General features: G+C 60.0%; 18 protein-coding genes. 10 read left to right on the forward strand and 8 right to left on the reverse strand.

All coding sequences use genetic code 11. From position 1 onward, the window contains the following. From QZ377_RS05170 to QZ377_RS05200, 7 genes are all read left to right on the forward strand, one after another. On the forward strand, nt 1-1,056 hold a 1,056-nt coding region (locus QZ377_RS05170), incomplete at its 5' end, for an AAA family ATPase (protein WP_291440138.1). A gap of 827 nt (nt 1,057-1,883) precedes the next feature. Continuing rightward, nucleotides 1,884-2,738, forward strand: coding sequence for a substrate-binding domain-containing protein (locus QZ377_RS05175; RefSeq protein WP_291440139.1), 855 nt, complete (start codon nt 1,884-1,886; stop codon nt 2,736-2,738). Then, entirely contained in the window at nt 2,728-3,504 is a 777-nt protein-coding gene (locus tag QZ377_RS05180; protein ID WP_291440140.1) for a 4Fe-4S binding protein, read from the forward strand. The genes QZ377_RS05175 and QZ377_RS05180 overlap by 11 nt, the downstream gene beginning before the upstream one ends. After that, nucleotides 3,501-4,391: a nitrogenase cofactor biosynthesis protein NifB gene (gene nifB, locus QZ377_RS05185; protein ID WP_291440141.1), complete on the forward strand. Its 891-nt coding sequence runs from the start codon at nt 3,501-3,503 to the stop codon at nt 4,389-4,391. Before QZ377_RS05180 ends, nifB begins: the two co-directional genes overlap by 4 nt. 123 nt (nt 4,392-4,514) lie before the next feature. Further along, nucleotides 4,515-5,609 (forward strand): ABC transporter substrate-binding protein, encoded by a 1,095-nt coding sequence (locus QZ377_RS05190; RefSeq protein WP_291440142.1) that lies wholly within the window; start codon nt 4,515-4,517, stop codon nt 5,607-5,609. Between the two features lie 158 nt (nt 5,610-5,767). Then, nucleotides 5,768-6,601 (forward strand): ABC transporter permease, encoded by an 834-nt coding sequence (locus QZ377_RS05195; RefSeq protein ID WP_012624210.1) that lies wholly within the window; start codon nt 5,768-5,770, stop codon nt 6,599-6,601. Next, entirely contained in the window at nt 6,580-7,389 is an 810-nt protein-coding gene (locus QZ377_RS05200; protein ID WP_291440143.1) for an ABC transporter ATP-binding protein, read from the forward strand. The genes QZ377_RS05195 and QZ377_RS05200 overlap by 22 nt, the downstream gene beginning before the upstream one ends. A gap of 322 nt (nt 7,390-7,711) precedes the next feature. Here QZ377_RS05200 and QZ377_RS05205 read toward each other — a convergent pair whose 3' ends face one another. The 5 genes from QZ377_RS05205 to QZ377_RS05225 all read right to left on the reverse strand — a co-directional run bounded on the left by QZ377_RS05205 (nt 7,712) and on the right by QZ377_RS05225 (nt 12,935). Beyond that, nucleotides 7,712-8,344 (reverse strand): YkgJ family cysteine cluster protein, encoded by a 633-nt coding sequence (locus tag QZ377_RS05205; protein ID WP_291440144.1) that lies wholly within the window; start codon nt 8,342-8,344, stop codon nt 7,712-7,714. Between the two features lie 41 nt (nt 8,345-8,385). Next, a complete protein-coding gene (gene phoU, locus QZ377_RS05210; RefSeq protein WP_291440145.1) occupies nt 8,386-9,210 on the reverse strand; it encodes a phosphate signaling complex protein PhoU in 825 nt (274 codons plus the stop codon). Nucleotides 9,211-9,407: 197 nt separating this feature from the next. Then, the gene (gene pstB / locus QZ377_RS05215; RefSeq protein ID WP_291440146.1) at nt 9,408-10,163 is read right to left on the reverse strand and encodes a phosphate ABC transporter ATP-binding protein PstB; all 756 of its coding nucleotides are present in this window, start codon (nt 10,161-10,163) and stop codon (nt 9,408-9,410) included. After that, the gene (locus QZ377_RS05220) at nt 10,160-12,178 is read right to left on the reverse strand and encodes an ATP-binding protein (RefSeq protein WP_291440147.1); all 2,019 of its coding nucleotides are present in this window, start codon (nt 12,176-12,178) and stop codon (nt 10,160-10,162) included. The genes pstB and QZ377_RS05220 overlap by 4 nt, the downstream gene beginning before the upstream one ends. A 79-nt stretch (nt 12,179-12,257) precedes the next feature. Next, nucleotides 12,258-12,935, reverse strand: coding sequence for a response regulator (locus QZ377_RS05225; protein ID WP_072311676.1), 678 nt, complete (start codon nt 12,933-12,935; stop codon nt 12,258-12,260). A 393-nt stretch (nt 12,936-13,328) separates the two neighbouring features. Here QZ377_RS05225 and QZ377_RS05230 point away from each other — a divergent pair, with 393 nt between their 5' ends. From QZ377_RS05230 to pstA, 3 genes are all read left to right on the forward strand, one after another. Next, nucleotides 13,329-14,177: a phosphate ABC transporter substrate-binding protein gene (locus tag QZ377_RS05230; protein WP_291440148.1), complete on the forward strand. Its 849-nt coding sequence runs from the start codon at nt 13,329-13,331 to the stop codon at nt 14,175-14,177. Nucleotides 14,178-14,289: 112 nt separating this feature from the next. Continuing rightward, nucleotides 14,290-15,180 carry a phosphate ABC transporter permease subunit PstC gene (pstC, locus tag QZ377_RS05235; protein ID WP_291440149.1) on the forward strand — a complete coding sequence of 297 codons (891 nt, stop codon included), beginning with the start codon at nt 14,290-14,292 and terminating at the stop codon, nt 15,178-15,180. Between the two features lie 128 nt (nt 15,181-15,308). Continuing rightward, nucleotides 15,309-16,127, forward strand: a complete 819-nt coding sequence (gene pstA, locus QZ377_RS05240) for a phosphate ABC transporter permease PstA (protein WP_291440184.1) — start codon at nt 15,309-15,311, stop codon at nt 16,125-16,127. Nucleotides 16,128-16,735: 608 nt separating this feature from the next. On the opposite strand, the gene QZ377_RS05245 is transcribed toward pstA, so the two are convergent. The 3 genes from QZ377_RS05245 to gpmI all read right to left on the reverse strand — a co-directional run bounded on the left by QZ377_RS05245 (nt 16,736) and on the right by gpmI (nt 20,358). Continuing rightward, the gene (locus QZ377_RS05245) at nt 16,736-18,286 is read right to left on the reverse strand and encodes an outer membrane homotrimeric porin (protein ID WP_291440150.1); all 1,551 of its coding nucleotides are present in this window, start codon (nt 18,284-18,286) and stop codon (nt 16,736-16,738) included. Between the two features lie 271 nt (nt 18,287-18,557). Further along, complete coding sequence (locus tag QZ377_RS05250) at nt 18,558-18,800, reverse strand: hypothetical protein (RefSeq protein WP_012624199.1); 243 nt, start codon at nt 18,798-18,800, stop codon at nt 18,558-18,560. After that, nucleotides 18,793-20,358: a 2,3-bisphosphoglycerate-independent phosphoglycerate mutase gene (gene gpmI / locus QZ377_RS05255; RefSeq protein ID WP_291440151.1), complete on the reverse strand. Its 1,566-nt coding sequence runs from the start codon at nt 20,356-20,358 to the stop codon at nt 18,793-18,795. The genes QZ377_RS05250 and gpmI overlap by 8 nt, the downstream gene beginning before the upstream one ends. Between the last annotated feature and the right edge of the window lies 1 nt (nt 20,359).

Here is a 20,359-nt window from a genome sequence, read left to right on the forward strand (position 1 = left end):
CTGCCTGAAGCCGAAGATTCGGACGGCAACGGCGCTGAAGGCCCCCGACTGCTCAAGGAAGAAGTGCGGCCCGACGACGTGGCCGAAATTGTGGGCAAGTGGACAGGTATACCCGTCACCCGCCTGCTGGAATCGGAACGCGAAAAGCTGCTGCGCCTGCCCGAGCAGTTGCACCAGCGCGTAGTGGGCCAGGATGAGGCCGTTAATGCGGTATCCGATGCGGTGCTGCGCGCCCGCGCCGGGCTTTCCGACCCGGACAGGCCCACCGGCTCGTTTATTTTCCTCGGTCCCACGGGCGTGGGCAAAACAGAGCTTTCCAAGGCTCTGGCCGAGGCGCTCTTTGACACTGAGGACAACATGGTCCGCCTGGACATGAGCGAGTATATGGAAAAGCACTCCGTATCCCGCCTCATCGGCGCGCCTCCCGGATATGTGGGGTATGACGAAGGCGGCCAGCTGACCGAGGCCGTGCGGCGCAAGCCCTATTCCGTCATTCTTTTTGACGAAATAGAAAAAGCCCATCCGGACGTGTTCAACACGCTGCTGCAACTGCTGGATGACGGCCGCCTCACTGACAGCCAGGGCCGTACCGTGGACTTCCGCAACTGCATTGTCATCATGACGTCCAACATCGGCTCCATGCACCTTCTGGACGGCATTGAGGCGGACGGAACCCTGAAAGAAGGCGCGCGCGAGCGTGTTATGGAAGACCTGCGGGCGCACTTCAGGCCCGAATTCCTGAACCGCGTGGACGAAACCGTGGTCTTTCTGCCGCTCAGGCGCGACCAGATCAGCCGCATTGTGGATCTGCAACTGGCCCGCCTGCGCAAGCGCCTTGAAGACCGCAAGATCAGGCTCGACATGACCGATGCCGCCAGAAACTTCATCGGTGAGGCGGGTTATGATCCGGTTTACGGCGCACGGCCCCTCAAGCGCTATGTGCAGCAGGCTGTGGAAACGCCGCTGGCGCGCCAGATTGTGGGCGGTAAAATACGCGACGGCCAGAGCGTGACCGTGGACGTCAAGGACGAAGCCCTTACCTTTACGACTGAATAGCAAAACGCAGCTCCGGCCGCTGCCAGCATGCAATAAAACATCCCCCGGTGGTTGACCGCCCTGCCTTGCGGCAGGGGCGGCCAGCCGCCGGGGGATACGCATCATGCCCGGCGGTTGCGCGGGCGATACGCCTGAAGCCTTGTCCTCTGGGCAGGCCCGGTCCCTTCAGCACCAGCCAGAAATGCAGCATACTGCACGCTGCGCACTTTGGCCCCTTCGCAGCGGCTGTTCAGCCATACGGCCAAAATGTACGCCTGCTGGCAGACCCATACGCCATGGCACAAAATTTTTTATCCAGGCTGCGCCGGTCAATTCCGGCAGCGCGGCTAATGCCCCTTGCTGGAACATTTTTTTCACAGTAGCATACTCCAGACTCCCTGCCCGAAGCGCTCTGCCCTGTGGCAGGATAACAACCCTGTTTTCTGAAATGAAAGTGAACAACCGACCCCATATGCCGCTTCTTTTCAGCCCCGCCCGCACCACGGCGGCGCTGTTTCTGCGGCATTATAGCATCGCAACCGGCGGAACCTGACGTACCGGCGCTGTGGGGCAGGTTGTCTCGCATCATCTTTCACGCAGGGCCTCCGGTTAGCCATATCTTTAGCCCTGCCTGACAGGGTGCGACAATCATCTTTCACAGCGCAAGTTTCGCATGTCCATGCGAAACTTTTTTTATTTTCCAGGCCGGAAAACATCTGCCGCCAGCCGTACGGCAGCGGAAACAAGAGCGCGAACGCGGTTTTTCCATGAGTGTACAACAGTTCGCCTGCAAGCCCCTCACGGCTGCGGCAGGCCATCGGTTCCAACATATGTTTATGGAGGCTGTTATGGATGTGAAAGAAAACGGACGTCGCAGTTTCATAAAATCGCTGGCCCTGGGGGCTGCCGGAGCTGCGATCATCGCTCCCCGGGCTGCCGCCGCGGCAACAGGCGGCACGCTCCAGGTCTGGTCGTGCGGCGGTCTTGCCGAGGCCATGTGTCCGGCACATGAGGAGTACACCAGTCAATCCGGCGTCAATATCGTCTATACCGGCGCTTTTGCCGCAGCCCTCGGCAAATCCCTGCTCACGGGCAGCGGACACACCGAGGTTTTTGCCGGACGGGTGCTTGCCCTCGCGCAGAACCTACGCAAGGCGGGAAAAATGCTCAGTTTTCGCCCCCTGTGCTTTACAAGCTACGTCATCGCCGTCCCCAGGGGCAATCCGGCCCGGATACAGGCTCTTGACGACCTCGCCCGTCCCGGCGTGCGCGTTGCCATGGCCAAAGACGCTTCCGCCCCCGGCGGCCAGGCGGTTATGGGGCTGCTCAAGGCATCTGGCCTCACACAGCAGGTGTTGGCAAATGTGCCTGAGCAGGGAACCTGCGTGCAGCGTTCTGTAGAAAACGTCACCAGTGGCAATGCCGATGCAATGATCGTCGAGCGGCGCATATGCCGCATGCAACGCTTTGCCGATCATCTGGACGTGGTCGAGATCCCGGAAAAATTTTTTCCTGCCGGGCCGTTGACCTTCACAGTGGGGCTTATGGCGGACGCTGCGGATAAAAACATGGCTGCCGCCTACATAGACTGGCTGACCGGGCCGCAGGGCCAGGCCTTTTTTGAACATGCCGGGTTCATCCCCGCCCTTTCCAGTAAGGGCCAGGAAATGATCGAAAAGCTGGGGGTCAAAGATGTTGCATGAAATAGTCGCCAGGCCCAGCGTCAAACTGCGGATGCTGCACTGGTGTAACAGGGCGGCGCTTTTTGCCTCTACCCTCTTTATCGGTGAATGGGGGCTGTACGGCGCATTTCGCTGCCCCTTTGTCGTGCCGTTTGTCAGTTGCCAAAACTGCCCTGTCATAACCTGCCCCGGCCAGATGTCACGCCTGTTCTGGGGCTTCTGGGGAGTGTGGCTGGCTGTGGCCCTGTTTTTCGGCAGGGCATTTTGCGGCTGGCTGTGCCCCGGCAGCCTGGTCAACCGGGCGCTCGCCCTCAACCCCCTGCGCTTCAAGGCCAGTCCGCCCGGCATAAGCAGCTATAAATGGACAAAATACCTCATGCTGGCTGCGGGGCTGACCATATGGTTCGTCATGGGGCAGCCCCGCGTAAACGTGCCGTTGCGGATTGGCGAATTCTGGCCGTCTGTATGGCTGACGTGGGAGCACGCTTTTCCCATGTGGCAACTGCGCCTTGTGATCACGGTAGCGATATTGGCATTGGGCCTTGGCGTGCTCATGTGCTGGTGCCGCTTTGCCTGCCCTTTTGGCGCTGCCCTTGAGCTGGTGCGCCGGTTTTCCTTTTTCCGGTTTTATAAAACACAGGAATGCAACGATTGTGACCAGTGTAAGCGCGCCTGTCTCATGCGCACACGGCCTGATGAAGAAAATTGCACGAATTGCGGCGACTGCGTGGGATCATGCCCCAAGGACTGCATACGGTTCGGCATAAAACCGGGGAGCAAGGCATGACCATAGCCCAGGCCGACAGTGCGCGGCATCCCTGTTTCAATGCCGAGGCCCACCGCTCCTTCGGCAGGGCGCACCTGCCTGTGGCTGCGGGCTGCAATGTACAGTGCGGTTTTTGCGACCGCCGCTATTCCTGCGTCAACGAATCGCGCCCGGGCGTTACAGCCCGGCTGCTGGAGCCGGAAGAAGCCCTTGAGGCCGCCCTGCGTGCCGTAAAGCAGATGCCGCACCTGAGCGTCATCGGCATTGCCGGCCCCGGCGACCCTCTGGCAGACGCCGGGCGCACACTGCACACACTGGAAGCATTGCGCAAGGCACTGCCCCACATTCTGCTTTGTCTTTCCACCAATGGCCTTGCCCTGCCGCTGCATGCTGCGGCCCTGTCGTCTCTGGGGGTGGGGCATGTGACAGTTACCGTCAATGCGGTTGACCCGTCCATTGGCGCAGACATTTACACCTGGGTGAGCGATGGCGCGCGCAGGCTGACGGGAACAGACGCCGCGGCCCTGCTGCTTGAACGGCAGGAAGAAGGGATACGCCGCCTCAAGGCAGCAGGGGTAACCGTAAAAATAAACTCCGTGGTTATCCCGGGCATCAACGACAGGCACGTGCAGGCTGTCGCCCAGACGGTGTCTTCCTGGGGAGCAGACCTTATGAACTGCATTCCCCTGTTGCCTGTGCAGGGAACCCGGTTTGCCCGCACGCCCTCACCGGACCCGCAAATGATGCGCCGCCTGCGGGACGAGGCCGCCATGCTCATCCCCCAGATGCGCCACTGCACACGCTGCCGCGCCGATGCGCTGGGCCTTCTTGGCGAAGAAGGACAACTGGAGGATGTCTGCCACGGGCCGCTGCCCGTACACCGGAAACTTCATGCGTGCGGTCAGTGAACCGCCGCGGGCGCTTAAAATCTTGCATCCACCCAGACCATACGCGGCATACGCGCAGACCTGCCCGGATGCACACGGTCAAGGTTGAATACCCTGCAACACCAGTAACCTGATGGAGACAGTATGCGAACCCTGTTCAGTAAAGTTCTTGCAGCACTTTTTGTTCTTTCCCTGGCAGCCGCGAGCCACGCCGCAGAGTTGCCCCGACTGAAGGTGGGGTATATTTTTACCACAAACCACACGCCCCTCATGGCCGCGATGGATATGGGAGAAAAACTCACGGTCAACGGCATGTGGCTGCAGCCCGTGGTTCCCAAGGAAAAATACCAGTTGATGAAAGACGGCAAGCCCGTTGCCGTGCTGGACATTGTCGTCATCAAGAGCGGCTCTGAAACAGCCACCCTCTTTGCCCAGAAGCAGCTTGATATCGGCCTGGCTTCCATTACCGCCATCATGGCGGGCATCGACAAGCGCATTCCCATAAAAATCGTTTCCCCGCTGGTGCTTGCCAGCGGCGGCGTTGTGGTTTCCAATGCCGTCCCGGCCAAAACCTGGCCGGAATTTGCCGCTTACATCAAAGCCTCTTCCAAACCGGTAAGCATTGGCTACCATTCGCCCAGCAGCGCGCCCATCATCATTCTGGAAAGCGCGCTCAAGGCAGAGGGTATCAGCTATACAAGCAATCCCCTTGACCAAAAGGCGCAGGTGGTGCTGGTGGATCTGAAGGGCATGTCCAACCTTATTCCGGCGCTGAGCAGTAAGCAGGTTGATGCCGTTGTCGGACCGGAACCCTTCCCCCAGACTGCCGCAGGCAAAGGAGCCGGTTGCGATATCGGCATGCTGCGCGACCTTCCCCCTGCGGGACAGTGGGCGGACTATCCCTGCTGCGTCATCGCTGCCCGCGACGAAATCATTGCCGGGCACCCTGCCATTCTGCGCGACTTTGTAAGCCTGATGGCTGGCGTGGGCCAGTGGTGCAACGAAGACGCCCAGCGCGCCGGCATTGTCGGTTCCAAATGGATAGGCCTGCCGGAAGAAATCGGCAAAAATTCCAACCTGCGCTTTTTGCAGAGCTTTACTGATGGCTGGAAAGAAGGCGCCAACGGCTATTTGGGCGAATTGAACAAAGCCGGTTACTTCAAGGGCGCGCTCAAAGACAAAAGCTTTGGTGAAGTAGAAAACATTCTTGTGGATCCGCAGTTTCTGAACGGCAAATAGCACGCTTGCCGCCGGTTCCGGTCACTATTCGGGCCGGAACCGGCCCTGCGGCACAATCCGGGCAAGGCCCGCATATACCCATTCCGCCGGTCACCTGCGGCACCTCGCGTGCCGGGCGGATCACCAAGACGCTGATCACTCGGGCGCAACTGGCATCAATGAAAAATATCAAAGCCTTTATTCTGCCTCTGGTTTTTCCTTTGCTGTTTCTGCTGCTGTGGCACGTTATGGCCCATGTGGTAAAGAATGACATCATTCTGCCTGGCATTCCGCAGGTATGGAGCCTCATGACCAGCCCGCAGGAAGACGTGATATCTATGGGTACCCTGCCCGCCAACACCCTCATAAGCCTGGCGCGCGTTTTTGCGGGCTATTTTATTGCCGCCGCGCTGGCCGTTCCCCTGGGAATTGTCATGGGCTACAAGCCCGGCGTGAACACGGCGCTCAGCACCTTTCTTGGCCTGTTCCGGTCCATCCCGCCGCTGGCCTGGGTTCCGCTGGTGCTTGCGTGGTTCGGCATGCTCAGCCTGGCCGACGTTTTTTCCGTCCCCATTGGCGCAGCCTATCCATATTTTCATAACATAAAAGTATCCATGATTTTTATCATCTTCATCGGCGGGTTTTACCCCATCCTGACCAGCGCCATACACGGCGTGGGCATGGTGCCGCAAACGCTTACCGATGCCGCACGGGTACTGGGAGCCGGGCAGATGGACATTTTCCGCAAGGTGCTGCTGCCTTACGCCGCGCCTTCCATTGTCAACGGCCTGCGCATCGGCCTCGGGGTCTCGTGGATGTGCCTGGTTTCTGCGGAAATGCTGCCCGGCAGCCTTTCGGGCGTGGGCTATCTCATAACGCATGCCTACACCGTGGGCAGAACCGATGTGGTTATTGCGGGCATGATAAGCATCGGCGTTGTGGGCGCGCTGCTGGACAGGCTGTTCAGATTTTATGAAGACAGGAAATTTGTATGGAAACGACTGACCAAATAGCAGCGCAGGCCGCCGGGCAGGCAGAAGCGGAAATTGCCATCCACAACGTATCCAAGGTGTTCAGCACCAAGAGCGGCCCTGTGGAGGCCTTGCGTAACGTGTGCATGACCGTGCCGGCCTCGCACTTCATATGCCTGGTGGGGCCATCCGGCTGCGGCAAGTCAACGCTTTTGCGCATGATGGCCGGGCTTACCCCGTGCGAGCAGGGCGAAATACGCTTTCGCGGCGCATTGCAGCATGGCCCGTGCCGCCAGGTCGGCATGGTTTTTCAGGAATATTCTCTTTTCCCCTGGCTGAACGTCATTGACAATACGGGCATAGGCCTTGAATTTCACGGTATGGATAAAAACCAGCGCGAGCAGAAGGCCCGCCGCTATCTCGCCATGGTAGGCCTTGAAAGATTTGCCCTTGCCATGCCCCATGAGCTTTCGGGCGGCATGCGGCAACGCGTAGCCATTGCCCGGGCGCTGGCCAATGACCCCGATGTGCTGCTTATGGACGAACCTTTTGGCGCCATTGACGCCTTCACCCGCATTACCCTGCAAAAACGCCTGCTTGAAGTATGGGAACAGAGCCGTAAAACAATCGTCTTTGTCACCCACAGCGTTGACGAATCCGTCTATCTTGCCGATGAAATCATCGTTATGGGTACAAATCCCGGGCGCATTGTGGACCGCTTTGATGTGGCTCTGCCCCGCCCCCGGCAAAGGGACGATCCCGCCTATGCGCGCATGGTCGCCCATATTCTTGGCCTGCTTGAACAGCAAAACCTGACAGAAGACGGCTAGAAACTGACCACCGGAAACACAAGACCCGCGCGGCGGCAAACCGTGCGGGCCTTTGGCGTGTATAGGCCTTGCGCAGGCATTTTCATCCACCCTGCGAAGGCATTGGCATCTGGAGCAATCAACCTCGGGCTTTGGCAAAAAACGGGCTGCCTGTAGCTTGGTGCTTTCAGTCTGCCCACTGCTGCACGCCGTGCAGGCGGGCATGTCATCGACCGATGCTTCTTTCACAAAAACATTACAGTGAGGGGGAAAGTCAATATGTTTTTTATTTTTTGCTGCTCAAACGCGGCCGCCAAAAAATAACCGCGCATTATCGGAGCCGTCAGGCCTGCGTAAAGCGTTTCCAGGGGATTGCCTGAATCACGGTGGTGACGGAGCGAAAAAACTTTCGCACTTCTTCTCTGGCAGACTGCGGCGGGGGCTGAGGTTCACGCCCGGCATACCAGGGCAGTGTGCGGGCAAGGGCTTCCAGCATGCGGGCATGACGCGGCATAAGCACATCCTGCGGGCGGTCGCGCGCGGGATCCTCACCCGGAGCGCAGGGACGGCTGAAAACCATATACTGGCGACAGGCAACGGGGCGCAAGGCATAGGCCTGGCAGGCCCCGTCCCACAAAAAAGGGCACGGCAAGAGCACGTCCTCACTACGCCCCTGGCAGGATGCAAGCCTGTGGCCCAACACGTGGCGCATCTCCGGCTTTATCCTGTGGCGCATATGCCAGTGCAGGCCCAGAGCTTCCAGCGGGCTGACGGGTATGGGCTGGCAACAGCACTGAAAACAGCCCGCGCGGCACACCGTTTCGCGCCCGTGGGCCAGCACGGCCTCGTTCACCCCCATATCCACGACAGCGTAGGCGTCCAGCAGCAAAGACAGGCCGGGGTAAAGACGTTCAAGCTGCCTGTCGGCGTATCTGTAGCGCAGGGCCGCTTCAGGCAGGGGCGAGGTTTGGCACATGACGGTTCCAGTGCTGTTTTGCGGCCGGAACAGCCCGGCGCTCAGGTATTATCGGTATGCTTTTCCTTCTTGCCGCGCAACTGCTGTTTTTCTTTTACCGACGCAGCCTGGGCCTCGCCGCCGGCGTCTGTTACCGCCGCATGGGCAGGGGCTTCGGGCTGCACCGCGCCCGCCACGGGATCTGCCGTTTCTTCCCGTCCGTCGCTCCGGTGCTTGAGGCTTTCGCCACGGCTTATAAAATACACATGCTCGGCAATATTGACGGACCGCCGCCAGATGCGCGTCAGCGAGCGTGTGACAAGAATGATATGCATGGCGACGTGCGGTTTGAGGCTGCAATGCGGATCAGAGAGGCATTCCATAATGCCCTGTATGATACGTACTTCATTCTGCACGGCTTCATCATCGCCCCGGCTCATGGCCAGCGCCCCCTGGGCATCGTTTTCGCGAAAGACCCGCACGGCGCTTTCAAAAGCATCGCGCGCGCCTTCATACAGATCACGCACATGCGATATGATACTGAAACCCGGCATGTTCTGCATGAGAATGGCCTGCTCGGACATACTCACGGCCTCGTCGCCGATACGTTCCAGATCCACCACCATGCGCAGCGACGTTACCACAAAACGCAGATCCCCGGCCACAGGCTGGGAACGAGCCAGCAGGCGCAACGCCATTTCGTCAATTTCGTTTTCCAGGGCGTCGATGGCCGCATCGCTTTCAATAACCGCGGCGGCCCTGCCGGGGTCGTTGGCCGCAAGCGCTTTGCCCGCTTCTTCCAGCGCAATGCCCACGCTGGCGCACATGACCAGCAGGCGGGTACGTAAGGTTACAAGCAGTTGCTGCAGATAGTTGGCCTGTTGCATGGTGCTCTCCTGAAAAATGCGATGGAATGGGTGAGGATCGCCTGACGTTCCCAGAGCAGATTACCTTTGAAAATACATATTCTCAAAACTCAGGGCGCGCTCGCTACGGCGTTTAACCGCACAGATAAACTGCGCTGCGCCTCCACAGCGAACGTCTGCCCGCGCAGCCGCCAGAGCATTTTCAAAGTAAAAACGCCCTAGCCGAATCGACCTGTAATATAGTCTTCTGTCTGCTTTTTGCCGGGCCGCGTGAACATGATGTCCGTGGCATTGTGCTCGATAAGTTCGCCCATGTAGAAAAAGGCCGTTGTGTCGGACACGCGGGCGGCCTGCTGCATGTTATGGGTGACAATGATGATGGACAGCGATTCACGCAGTTCGCGTATGCTTTCTTCAATTTTTTGTGTGGCAATGGGGTCCAGGGCGCTGGCGGGTTCGTCCATCAGCAGCACTTCTGGCTCCACGGCCAGGGCGCGGGCAATGCACAGGCGCTGCTGCTGCCCGCCGGAAAGCCCCAGGGCCGGAGCCTGGAGACGATCTTTCACCTCATCAAAGATGGCGGCCCGCCGCAGAGAAAGCTCCACTTTTTCCGCAAGCAGGCTTTCATCCCGCAGGCCGTTGACGCGCAAGCCGTAGGCCACATTTTCATAGATTGTTTTGGGAAACGGGTTGGGTTTCTGAAAGACCATGCCTACCCGGCAACGCAGGGAAACCACATCTGTATCCGGCCGGTTCACATCGTTGCCGTCCAGCAGGATTTCCCCTTCCACGCGCGCACCGGGTACGAGGTCGTTCATGCGGTTCAGGCAGCGTAAAAAGGTGGATTTGCCACAGCCGGACGGGCCGATGAGGGCCGTAACCCGGCACGGCTCAAAGGCCAGGCTGACCTCATGCAGGGCCTTGTGCTGCCCGTAGTAAACGCTGACATTGCGTGCCTGCAGGTATTCCTTCATGACTGTGCTGCTCCGTGGGCGGAAGTGAGAGTGAAAACAAGGGCCGTGCTGCCGTCCGTAGCGGGGCTTTCCGCCCGGATACTGCCGCCGTGCCGCTCAATGATATGCTTGCAGATGGCAAGCCCAAGGCCGGTGCTGGCTTGCCCCCGGTGGCGCTCTACCTGATAGAAGCGCTCGAATATCCGTTCCAGGTCCTGCCGGGGTATGCCCGGGCCGTCATCGGTAATGCGAAAAGCCACACTGTCGCCCACCTGACGCGCCGTCACGCGTATGCTGCCGCCCTCGGGCGCGTAACGCCCTGCATTTTCCAGAAGATTACGAAAAACCTGCGTCAAATGGGGCTGGCTTGCCATGACCCGGCAGTCTGCGGAAAGATGCGACTCGACCCGGCAGCGGCGGCGTTCCAGCACCTCGCGGCACATGCCCGTTGCCTGGGCCAGGGCCTCACGCGGATCTGTGGGAACAAGCTCAAGGCTGCCGCTCTTGCCCTCAAGGCGGGCCAACGTCAGCAGATCATCAACCATGCGTGAAAGGCAGGCCCCGTTTTTAAGGATTATTTCGCCAAAACGGCGGCATTCCGGCGGCCCGTCAAGGCTGGTGAGGGTCTCGGCATAGCCCTGTATGGCCGTGAGCGGCGTACGCAGCTCGTGCGACACGTTCGCCACAAAATCACGCCGTACACGCTCAAGCCGCATAAGTTCCGTTATGTCATGAAATACGGCCACGGCGCCCACCTGCCCGCCGTCTGACGCCTCCGCCGCAGGCGGCAGGGAAATGCAGACCGACATGGCCTGGCCCGAAGGCAGCTCAAGGTGCAGGTAGCGCTGCACACGCCCGCCTTCCGCAGCAAATGCTTCGTCGGGAACAAGAGGCTCGTCATTTTTCGCCTCCGTGCCGTGTATGGCCGGATCTGCGGAGCCGGCAGCGGTCGGGACCGATGCCGAGGCCTGGCCGTGGGCCGCCGGGGCAGAGGCGGAAACCGCCGCTGCGGAAGAACCAGAGCCTGCTTCGTCATCCTGATTAACGGCAACATGCCGTGCCGAGGCAGCCAGGGCTGCGGCCCGCTGGCGAGCCTCGGTGCGGGCGTCGGCCTCGGCCATGAGTTCGTCCACGGCGTTTTGCAGGGGGGGCGAGGGTATCACTTCCACCACCTGCGCGCCCAGGGCAGACGCCGCCGCAGGAAATTCGCGAACCAGCGCCCTGTTGCAGCGGCGGATGCGCCCGCGCGGGCCAAGCACCAGCACCCCATCACTCATGGTATCCAGTATGCTTTCAAGCTGGGCGGTCTGTTCCGCCGCGACGCGGACGTGCTCCTCAATGTTTTCGGCCATGCGGTTCACGGCATCGGCCAGGGGGGCAAATTCGCAGCCGGGGATGCGCCGCAGGCGGCGCTGAAAATTGCCCAGCGAAATGCCCTCCACCACAGACACCATCTGCCGCAAAGAACGGCGTAACGCCCCGGAAAGCAGCCCTGCCAGAACCAGGGAAAGGATGACGGTAATCACGCCGATCTGCGTAAATACGGCAAGGCGGCTGTCGATAATCTGCCTGAGATTCGCCAGGGGTACAGAGACGCGCAGGATATCGCCATTTTGCAGCATCACGGCGGCATAGGCCAGGTCTTTGCCCAATGTGCCGCTGGGGCGGATGGCAAAACCCGGCGCACCGCTGCTCATGGCTTCGCGCACTTCGGGCCTGTCGGCATGGTTGTCCAGCCGGGTTACGGGCTGCGCATCCGGCGCGGTATCGCCAAGCACATGGCCCTGCGGATCCAGCAGTGAAAGGCGCTCTTCGGGCATATCAAGAATGGCGGCCAGGCGCATCAGCCCTGCCGTATGGTCGCCCAGACCGTCCAGAATAACTCCGGCCAGCGCTGTTTCGCGTACAAGACGTTCACGCGCCGACTCAAGCTGTACTTTTTCAAACCAGGCCTTGCCGTAAAATACGGCCACGGCAATGGAAACCAGGGCCACGGCCAGCATGCCGCCAAAAATTCTGGTTCTGAATGAAAGCATATCTTCCGCCAATGCGGCTGTGCCGCCGTATCTGCCCGGACACGTCACAGGCCTGCAAGCCTGCCCGTGACCCAGGCGGCTATTCTTTTATCCTGTAGCCTACCCCGCGCACGGTCTCCAGCATGGAGGCCGCATGGCCCAGCTTGGCACGCAGGCGGCGCACGTGGGTATCCACCGTGCGGGCATATCCCTCAAAGGAATAGCCCCACACCTTGTTGAGCAACTGTTCGCGCGTGCGAACCGATCCGGCATGGCGCAGCAGGTCTTCCAGCAGGCGAAACTCCGTGGCTGTCAACTGCAACTCTTCGCCGTGCGCTTCAGCCGTATGGGCATCGGGCCGCAGGCGTATGCCGTGGCGCTCCAGCACCGGGCTTTCGCCGCTGCGCGTCCCGCGCCGCAGCACTGCCCGTATACGCAGCATAAGCTCACGCACGCTGAAAGGTTTGACCACATAATCGTCCGCGCCAAGGCTCAGGCCCACCACGCGGTCCATTTCTTCGCCTCTGGCCGTCAGCATAAGCACGGGGATATGAGCGGTTTCAGCCTGCGCCCCCAAAAGGCGGCAGACCTCGAACCCGTCCGGGCCGGGCATCATGACATCCAGCAGCATGAGGTCCGGCAGATGCTGACGGGCCAGCCTGAGAGCCTCGTTGCCATCCGCCGCCTCCAGAACGCTGAAGCCCTCACGCTCGAGATTAAAGCGCAAAAGCTCACGAATGTCGGCTTCATCTTCAACTATCAATATCTGTTGGCTCATAGTGCACACCTCTGTGACGCAGCCCGAGTAAACCGCCTCTTTGCGCCAATGTGATGGTAGCTCTGTTACAATTGCGTGACATGGCGAAACGCCTGAAAAAGCATGCCTCACAGGCCGTGGCAAATCAATTGATGCCTTTTCCGGAAATGCTCCGGTGCACGCCACACACGCCGGACAACGACTTTCCGTAAAAACCGGCCCCCGCACCGCACATGCAGCCCCAAAGAGCCGGATGCCGCGTGGAGGCAGCGTGGCCGGAACGGCCCGGTCTCCTTTCACGCAGTCTTCGTGTATCCGTCATCATTCTGTAACAGAGGCGGGCCAAAAGAAAGACACGGCAAAAAGATGCCGCGGGTGAAATGTTCTCACCATAGATAAAACCAGGAGAAACTCATGTCTTTTGATTGCAAAAAACGCGTTTCCCGTTACAGCGGCAGGCTCGCGGCCTGCGCCCTGGCCGTGCTTTGCTGGAGCGGTTCGGCCTTCGCCGCCCAGCAGATCATCATCAACGGCTCCACCACCGTGCTGCCCGTGGTGCAAAAAGCCGGAGAAGCGTTCATGGCTTCGCACCCCGGCACGGAGCTGAGCATTTCCGGCGGCGGTTCCGGCAACGGCATCAAGGCTCTCATTGAAAAGCAGTGCGATGTAGCCATGAGCTCGCGCGACATCAAGGACAAGGAAAAGGACGCCGCCGCCAAAAACGGCATTACGCCCCTGCGCACGGCCATCGCCATTGACGCCATCGTGCCTGTGGTCAACCCGGCCAATAAGGTGGGCGCTCTTACCCTTGCGCAACTGCGCGACATTTACACCGGAAAGATCACCAACTGGAAAGACCTTGGCGGTGAAGACGCCCAGATTGTAGCCATCTCGCGCGATACTTCTTCCGGCACGTTTGAATCCTGGGAAGAGCTTGTCATGAACAAGGAGCGCGTCAGCCCCAGGGCGCTCATGCAGGCTTCCAACGGGGCCGTGGTGCAGGCTGTAAGCAAGAACAAGAATGCCATCGGCTATGTAGGCCTGGGCTATGTGGACAAGTCCACCAGGCCTGTCGCTGTTGAAGGCGTCAGACCCAGCGCTGAAACGGCCCTTTCAAAGCAGTGGCCCATCGCCCGTGAATTGTACATCTTCACCAACGGCGCGCCCCAGGGCGCGGTGAAAGAATTTGTGGAATACCTGGTGGCCCCCGACAAGGGACAAAAAGACGTGCTCGCAGTGGGCTACGTACCCCTGAGCAAGTAGGCGACAGACGAAAAATCCTTGCAGGGCGCGGGCAGGCCGGATACCGCAAACCGGTCTGCCCCGCCTGCGGCACAGTGCAATGGACGCGGCCAACGCGTCAGGAGAACGGCCCATGCGTTCCGCAGACCTGAAAGAAAAACTGGTTCGCTACATACTCACCGGCATGGCGGGCAGCTCGCTGCTGGCCTTGGCCGGTATTGTCATATTTCTGTTTATGGAGGGCCTGCCGCTCTTTGCGCACTATCCGGTCATGGATTTCCTTTTCGGTCGGTTGTGGTATCCCACTGAAGATCCCGGCCTGTTCGGTATTTTCCCCTTGCTGGCGGCTTCCCTGGCGGTGACGTTTTTTTCCTCACTGCTGGCTGTGCCGCTGGGCGTGCTCACCGCCGTGTATCTTACGGAAATTGCCCACCCTGCCGTGCGCCGCGTCATCAAGCCCTTTGTGGAGCTGCTGGCCGCCCTGCCCTCGGTGGTACTTGGCTTTCTGGGCATGGTGGTGCTGGCTCCCTTCTTACAGGACTATCTGGGCGCGGCCACAGGGTTGAACCTGCTCAATGCCTCGGTGGTACTGGCCTTCATGAGTGTACCCACCATCTGCTCGGTTTCTGAGGACGCGCTGTACAGTGTGCCGCGTGACCTGCGCGAAGCTTCGCTGGCACTCGGGGCCACGCGTTGGCAAACCACGGTGCGCGTTGTCATTCCGGCGGCGCTTTCGGGCATCGGCACGGCTGTCATGCTCGGCATGTCGCGAGCCATCGGGGAAACAATGGTGGTGCTTATGGTGGCGGGCGGGGCGGGCATCATCCCCACGTCACTGCTTGACCCCGTGCGGCCCATGCCTGCATCCATCGCTGCGGAAATGGCCGAAGCTCCCTTCCGCAGCGAACATTATCACGCGCTTTTTGCCATCGGCATCGTGCTTTTTCTGCTTACTCTGGCCTTTAACATGCTGGCGGCCCATATTGCCGAAAAACATCGTCAGGCCGGAACTTCAAGCCTGTAACAATGCCACCGGAATCGGGAAAAAACATGTCACAGCCCATATGGCCCGGCCAGACCGGCCCCCTGAATACACCGCAGAAACGTTTTACGCCCACAAGCGGCAAGGCGCGCGGCCGCGCGCAAAACATCATGTTTATTTTTCTGCGGGGCGTAGCCGCCTGCAACGTGCTGGCCCTTGTGGCCGTGTGCGGTTTTCTGTTCTACAACGGCCTGCCCGCCCTCAGTTGGGAATTCATAAGCCAGCCCCCCCGCAGCATGATGACCGAAGGGGGCATACTGCCCTGCATTATCGGCACGGCCATCCTTTCGCTGGGGGCGCTGCTGCTGGCCTTTCCCCTGGGCGTAGCCTCGGCCGTTTACCTGCATGAATACGCCAAGCGCAATGCCTTTGCACGCTATGTACGCCTGGGGGTGAACAATCTGGCCGGGGTCCCTTCAGTGGTTTTCGGCCTTTTCGGCCTGTCATTTTTTGTGACCTTCTGCGGGTTCGGGGTCAGCATCCTCTCGGGCGTGCTCACGCTTGCCGTGCTTACCCTGCCCGTGATCATAGGCACGGCCGAAGAAGCCCTGCGTAACGTGCCGGATACCTACCGCGAAGCCTCGCTGGCCCTGGGCGCCACCAAGTCGCAGACCATCAGTCGCGTGGTGCTGCCCTGCGCCCTGCCCGGCATGCTCACAGGGGCCATACTAGGCGTGGCGCGCGCCGCAGGAGAAACAGCGGCCATCATGTTCACGGCGGCTGTTTTTTATACGCCCAAAACTCCGGATTCCATCTTCAGTTCCGTCATGGCCCTGCCCTATCACATGTATGTGCTGGCAACCGCCGGAACGGAAATAGAAAAAACCCGTCCCCTGCAATACGGGACCGGGCTTGTGCTGCTGCTTCTGGTATTGGGCATGAACCTGATGGCAATACTGCTGCGCGACCATTTGCAGCGCAAGCGCTGATTCCGCCCTGTTTTTGACTTTTTCTGCCGCCTTCCCGGCACTCCCACCTGACTCCGCCGTCCGTCACCAGCATGACGGGCGGCGTTTTTCGTACCGGCAGGCAAGCCGTACGGCGCGTATGGGGCTGCGGCAACCCGGACGCTGCCCATAGGGACGGCGCAACCACAGGACAAGCCTGTATCACGTTACTGGAAAATCTTGTGCAAACAACAGTTACCGCCTGAAATGCTCCTACTGTTTTCGGTGGGACCGCACGGCGACGGCAACAGGCGATGGGCAACAGGCAGCGGGCAGAAAAAACATCTGCCGGGAACGGTCGCCTCCAAAGTCTTCCCGCCCTCCTCCGGGATCATTCTTCGGCATCCCGGCGTCATTGCAAGGCTGACGGCAGCCGTTGTCACGAAGGGCATGCGCGTACTGACCCGCGGTGTCAATCACCATGCCAAAGGCTGTAACAGTTTTGAAAACGTGGGTTTTCAAGCCCGGGTGCGCTCTATCCGTACAGAAAAGTGCCGCTTCCCCTGCATGCTCCTGCGATTCCCACGCAAAAAGGGGGAGCCGAAGCCCCCCCTTGAAGTCGATGCTTGCCTTGCGGCAGGCTGCGCAGCTTAGAAGCTGTACGCGAAGACCACCTGGGCCTTCCACATATCCTGCTTGTCGAAGCTGCCGCCGTTGCCGTTGTTGGCTTTCTTCCAGGTGCTGTTGTCCATGAAGTTGGCAACGTAGTCCAGCTCAAGATTCATTTCGAGGTTTTCGTAAATCTGGTAGCTGTTCACGAGGTTGAATTCCAGCATGCCGTCGTTGGTGGTCAGGTAAGGGCCGGTGTTGTTGCCCCAGCCATCGGACCAGGCGTAGGCGCTGTCCATGTACTTGGCCATGGTCGGGCTGTTGGTGCCGCCCCAGTAAGCCACGCGGAAGGTGTGCGACAGGTCTTCGATGAAGCTCATGTCGCGGATCTGCGCGCCGATACCCCAGGTGCCGTCATAGGTCAGGGAGTAGTCCTGACGGATCCAGCCCATGTTGCCGTCACCGATAAAGGAGGTGAAGTTGCCGGAAGCGGCCACGGAAGGCATGCGCTCGGAACCGTTCTTGGGATTGCTGTCGTCGCCGGAAGCGTACCAGCCGAAGATGCCGGGTACGCCCCAATCCAGCTTGTATTCCACCAGGGCCTTGGCAAGCCAGCCCTGACGCTCGGTGCTGGCACGCTTGGTCACGCCGTTCTTCATGGCATCAAAACGACCCATGCCCTGCATGTAGCCGTAGTTGATGTCAAGCTCAATGTTCAGCGGATCAAACATGGTCACGGCAATGGGCAGACCAGCCCAGAAAGCATTGGCATAATCGTTACCGGTGCTGCCGATGTCGCCAGCGCCACTCATGCGCGGGTAGGGGCGCAGGGAGTAGTGCAGGTTGCCGTCAGCAGTGCCGACGCCGTCATACGCGCTGTCCTTCGTGTTCCACTTGGACTTCAGGGCATTTTTGCCCACCATGCCGTACATGGCCCAGGGGGTCACGTTCACGCCGTCAAAGGTCAGGGGCACCATCAGGCTGAACAGATCCATGTTGTCCAGGTAGTTGGCGTGCTTGCCGCCATGATTGTCATCAGCATAGTTGTCGTTCAGCGGGCGCGCCCACAGGGCGGTCAGGCCGACGTTTTCGTTGAACTTGTAGTTGACGGTGATGCCGGCAGCGTCGGCATCAAGCACAGCGGAGCCGCCGGCCACGTTGGGCAGGGCCACGCCCTGGATACCCATACGCACCTTGGCGTCGGTATCGGGCACGATCCAGTCGAGGTACGCGCGCTTCAGCTTGATCTGGTTGGTGCCGTCAGCGCCGAGGGCCGCGCCGTTGTCGGCCTTGCCCCACTGGGAGGTGCCGATTTCAAAGTACACGGTACCGGACAGGGCTTCAGAAGCCACGGCGTCCAACTGCAGGCGCAGGCGCTGGGCGGCCTGGAAATCGTCGTCGCTGTTGAACTTGCTGCTCTTGCCTGCGGTCTTGCTACCGTCAGCGCCACGGAAATTCTTGATGGGGTTGGCATCGCCCACGCCGAAGCCCATGAGCCACTGGCCCTTGGCCTTGAAGTCGATGGCGCTGGCGCCCGTGGCCGCGCCAAAAAGCAGGCCGGCGGCCAGCACGAGTGTACAGATACGTTTCATAAGCCTTCCTCTCTTTGAAAAAACATCCCACAAAATAGAAAAATACAGCAACCTACATTTAGGTTGAAATTCGTTTTACACGTATTCATTTTCGGTGGCAAGAATTTTCGTCAAAAAATTTTAACCGCCTGCAAGAAAAATCGCTCCACAGGATTTCCGTGTTATCCCACGAGGCGTAAAAAACGGCATCCGCCCTTGCGAATGCCGTTTTTTACGCCGGATTCTTCCGGCCTGCTCCCCGAAAAATCCGGGAGCGGCCCAAACAGTTGTGTTACAAAAAGTCGGGATCAGCGGCTGCCTTGCCTTCGGCCAGCATGATGCGCACATAATGCAGGCTGTGCTCATCCACGGGGATGATGGGAAAGCCCTGGCCACAACCCGGGCAACGCACCATGCGCGGCTCTGTGGGGCTGGCCTGCGGCACGTGCTTGCCGCACCCCGGACACTGATAAAAGAAAAGGATCTCCATGCCATCCGGGGCCACAGGCTCGATGGGCCGTTTACGTTCAGCCACGGGCGCCCTCCTTCTTGTCCGGCTTTGTCCCGTCTTCACGGGCCAGATTTTGCCCCGTCATGAGGGGAGAAGGATCAAGCCCCCACAAGGCCAGAAGGGTGGGCGCCACATCAGCCAGCCTGCCGTCAGCCAGGGCTTTGACCCCGCCGCCCGGCTCAAGCAGGATGCAAGGCACAGGGTTGGTTGTGTGTGCCGTTTGCGGCTGCCCCTCGGGCGTGAGCATGACCTCACAGTTGCCGTGGTCGGCAATGATGAGCATACGCCCCCCGCGGGCTTCAACAGCTTCAACCATACGCCCCACGCACTGGTCCACCACTTCGCAGGCTGCAACAGCGGCCTCAAGAATCCCTGTGTGTCCAACCATGTCGCCATTGGCAAGATTGCAGACGACAAGGTCATACTGGCCTGAATTCCAGGCCTTGATGAACTCGTCTGTCACCCGGGGGGCGCTCATGGCGGGCTTCAGGTCATAGGTCGCCACATCACGGGGCGAAGGCACAAGGATGCGGTCCTCGCCCGTAAAAGGCTCTTCCACGCCGCCATTGAAAAAGTAGGTCACGTGGGCGTATTTTTCCGTCTCCGCCAGCCGTAACTGACGCATACCCTGACGGGATACCACCTGCCCCAGCCCCTGATCCACCGCCTCTTTGGGAAAGGCCACAGGCAGACTGAAGCTGGCTTCGTAAGAGGTCATGGAGGCCAGGGCCGACAGCACGGGCAGCTCGCCCCTGTCAAAGCCTTCAAATCCGGGCGTGATGAAGGGCATGGTCAGCTCGCGCATCCGGTCGGCCCGAAAGTTGAAAAAAAAGACCGCATCGCCGTCGGCCATGCCGGGCGCTGCATCGCCTGTATCAAAACGCACGGGCTTCAGAAATTCATCGGTAATACCCGCAGCATAAGACGCTTCCACCGCTGCCACGGGATCGGCCGCCAACGGGGCCTTGCCGTGCACGATCACATCCCAGGCTTCCTTGACCCGCTCCCAGCGCTTGTCGCGGTCCATGGCGTAAAAACGCCCCACCAGGCTGGCAATGCGTGCCTGCGGCTGGCTCTTGATGCTGGACTCAAGGGCGCGCACAAAATCCACCCCGCTATGGGGCGGGCAATCGCGCCCGTCTGTAAGCGCATGAATACGCACGGGAATATCCTGCGCAGCAGCCATGGCGCACAGAGCTTCAAGATGGCGGATATGGCTGTGCACGCCACCATCGGACAGCAGGCCCACAAAATGCAGCCTGCCGCCACTGCGACGCACTGCGGACAGCACGTCCCCAAGCACCGGATTGGCCGCGAAGGAGCCATCCTCCACAGCCACATCAATGCGGGTCATGTCCTGATAGACCACGCGCCCCGCGCCGATGTTCAGGTGGCCTACTTCCGAATTGCCCATATACCCTTTGGGCAGGCCCACCTCACGCCCGGACGCCACAAGGCGGCTCTGGGGGCAACGGGTCGTCAGGGCATCCAGATTGGGGGTGCGGGCAATCGACGGGGCGTTGCCGGGTCCCGGAGGGGCAATGCCCCATCCGTCCAGTATCAGTAGCAGTGTAGGCGTCATG

Source organism: Desulfovibrio sp. (genome assembly GCF_019424165.1).
Taxonomy (GTDB): domain Bacteria; phylum Desulfobacterota; class Desulfovibrionia; order Desulfovibrionales; family Desulfovibrionaceae; genus Desulfovibrio.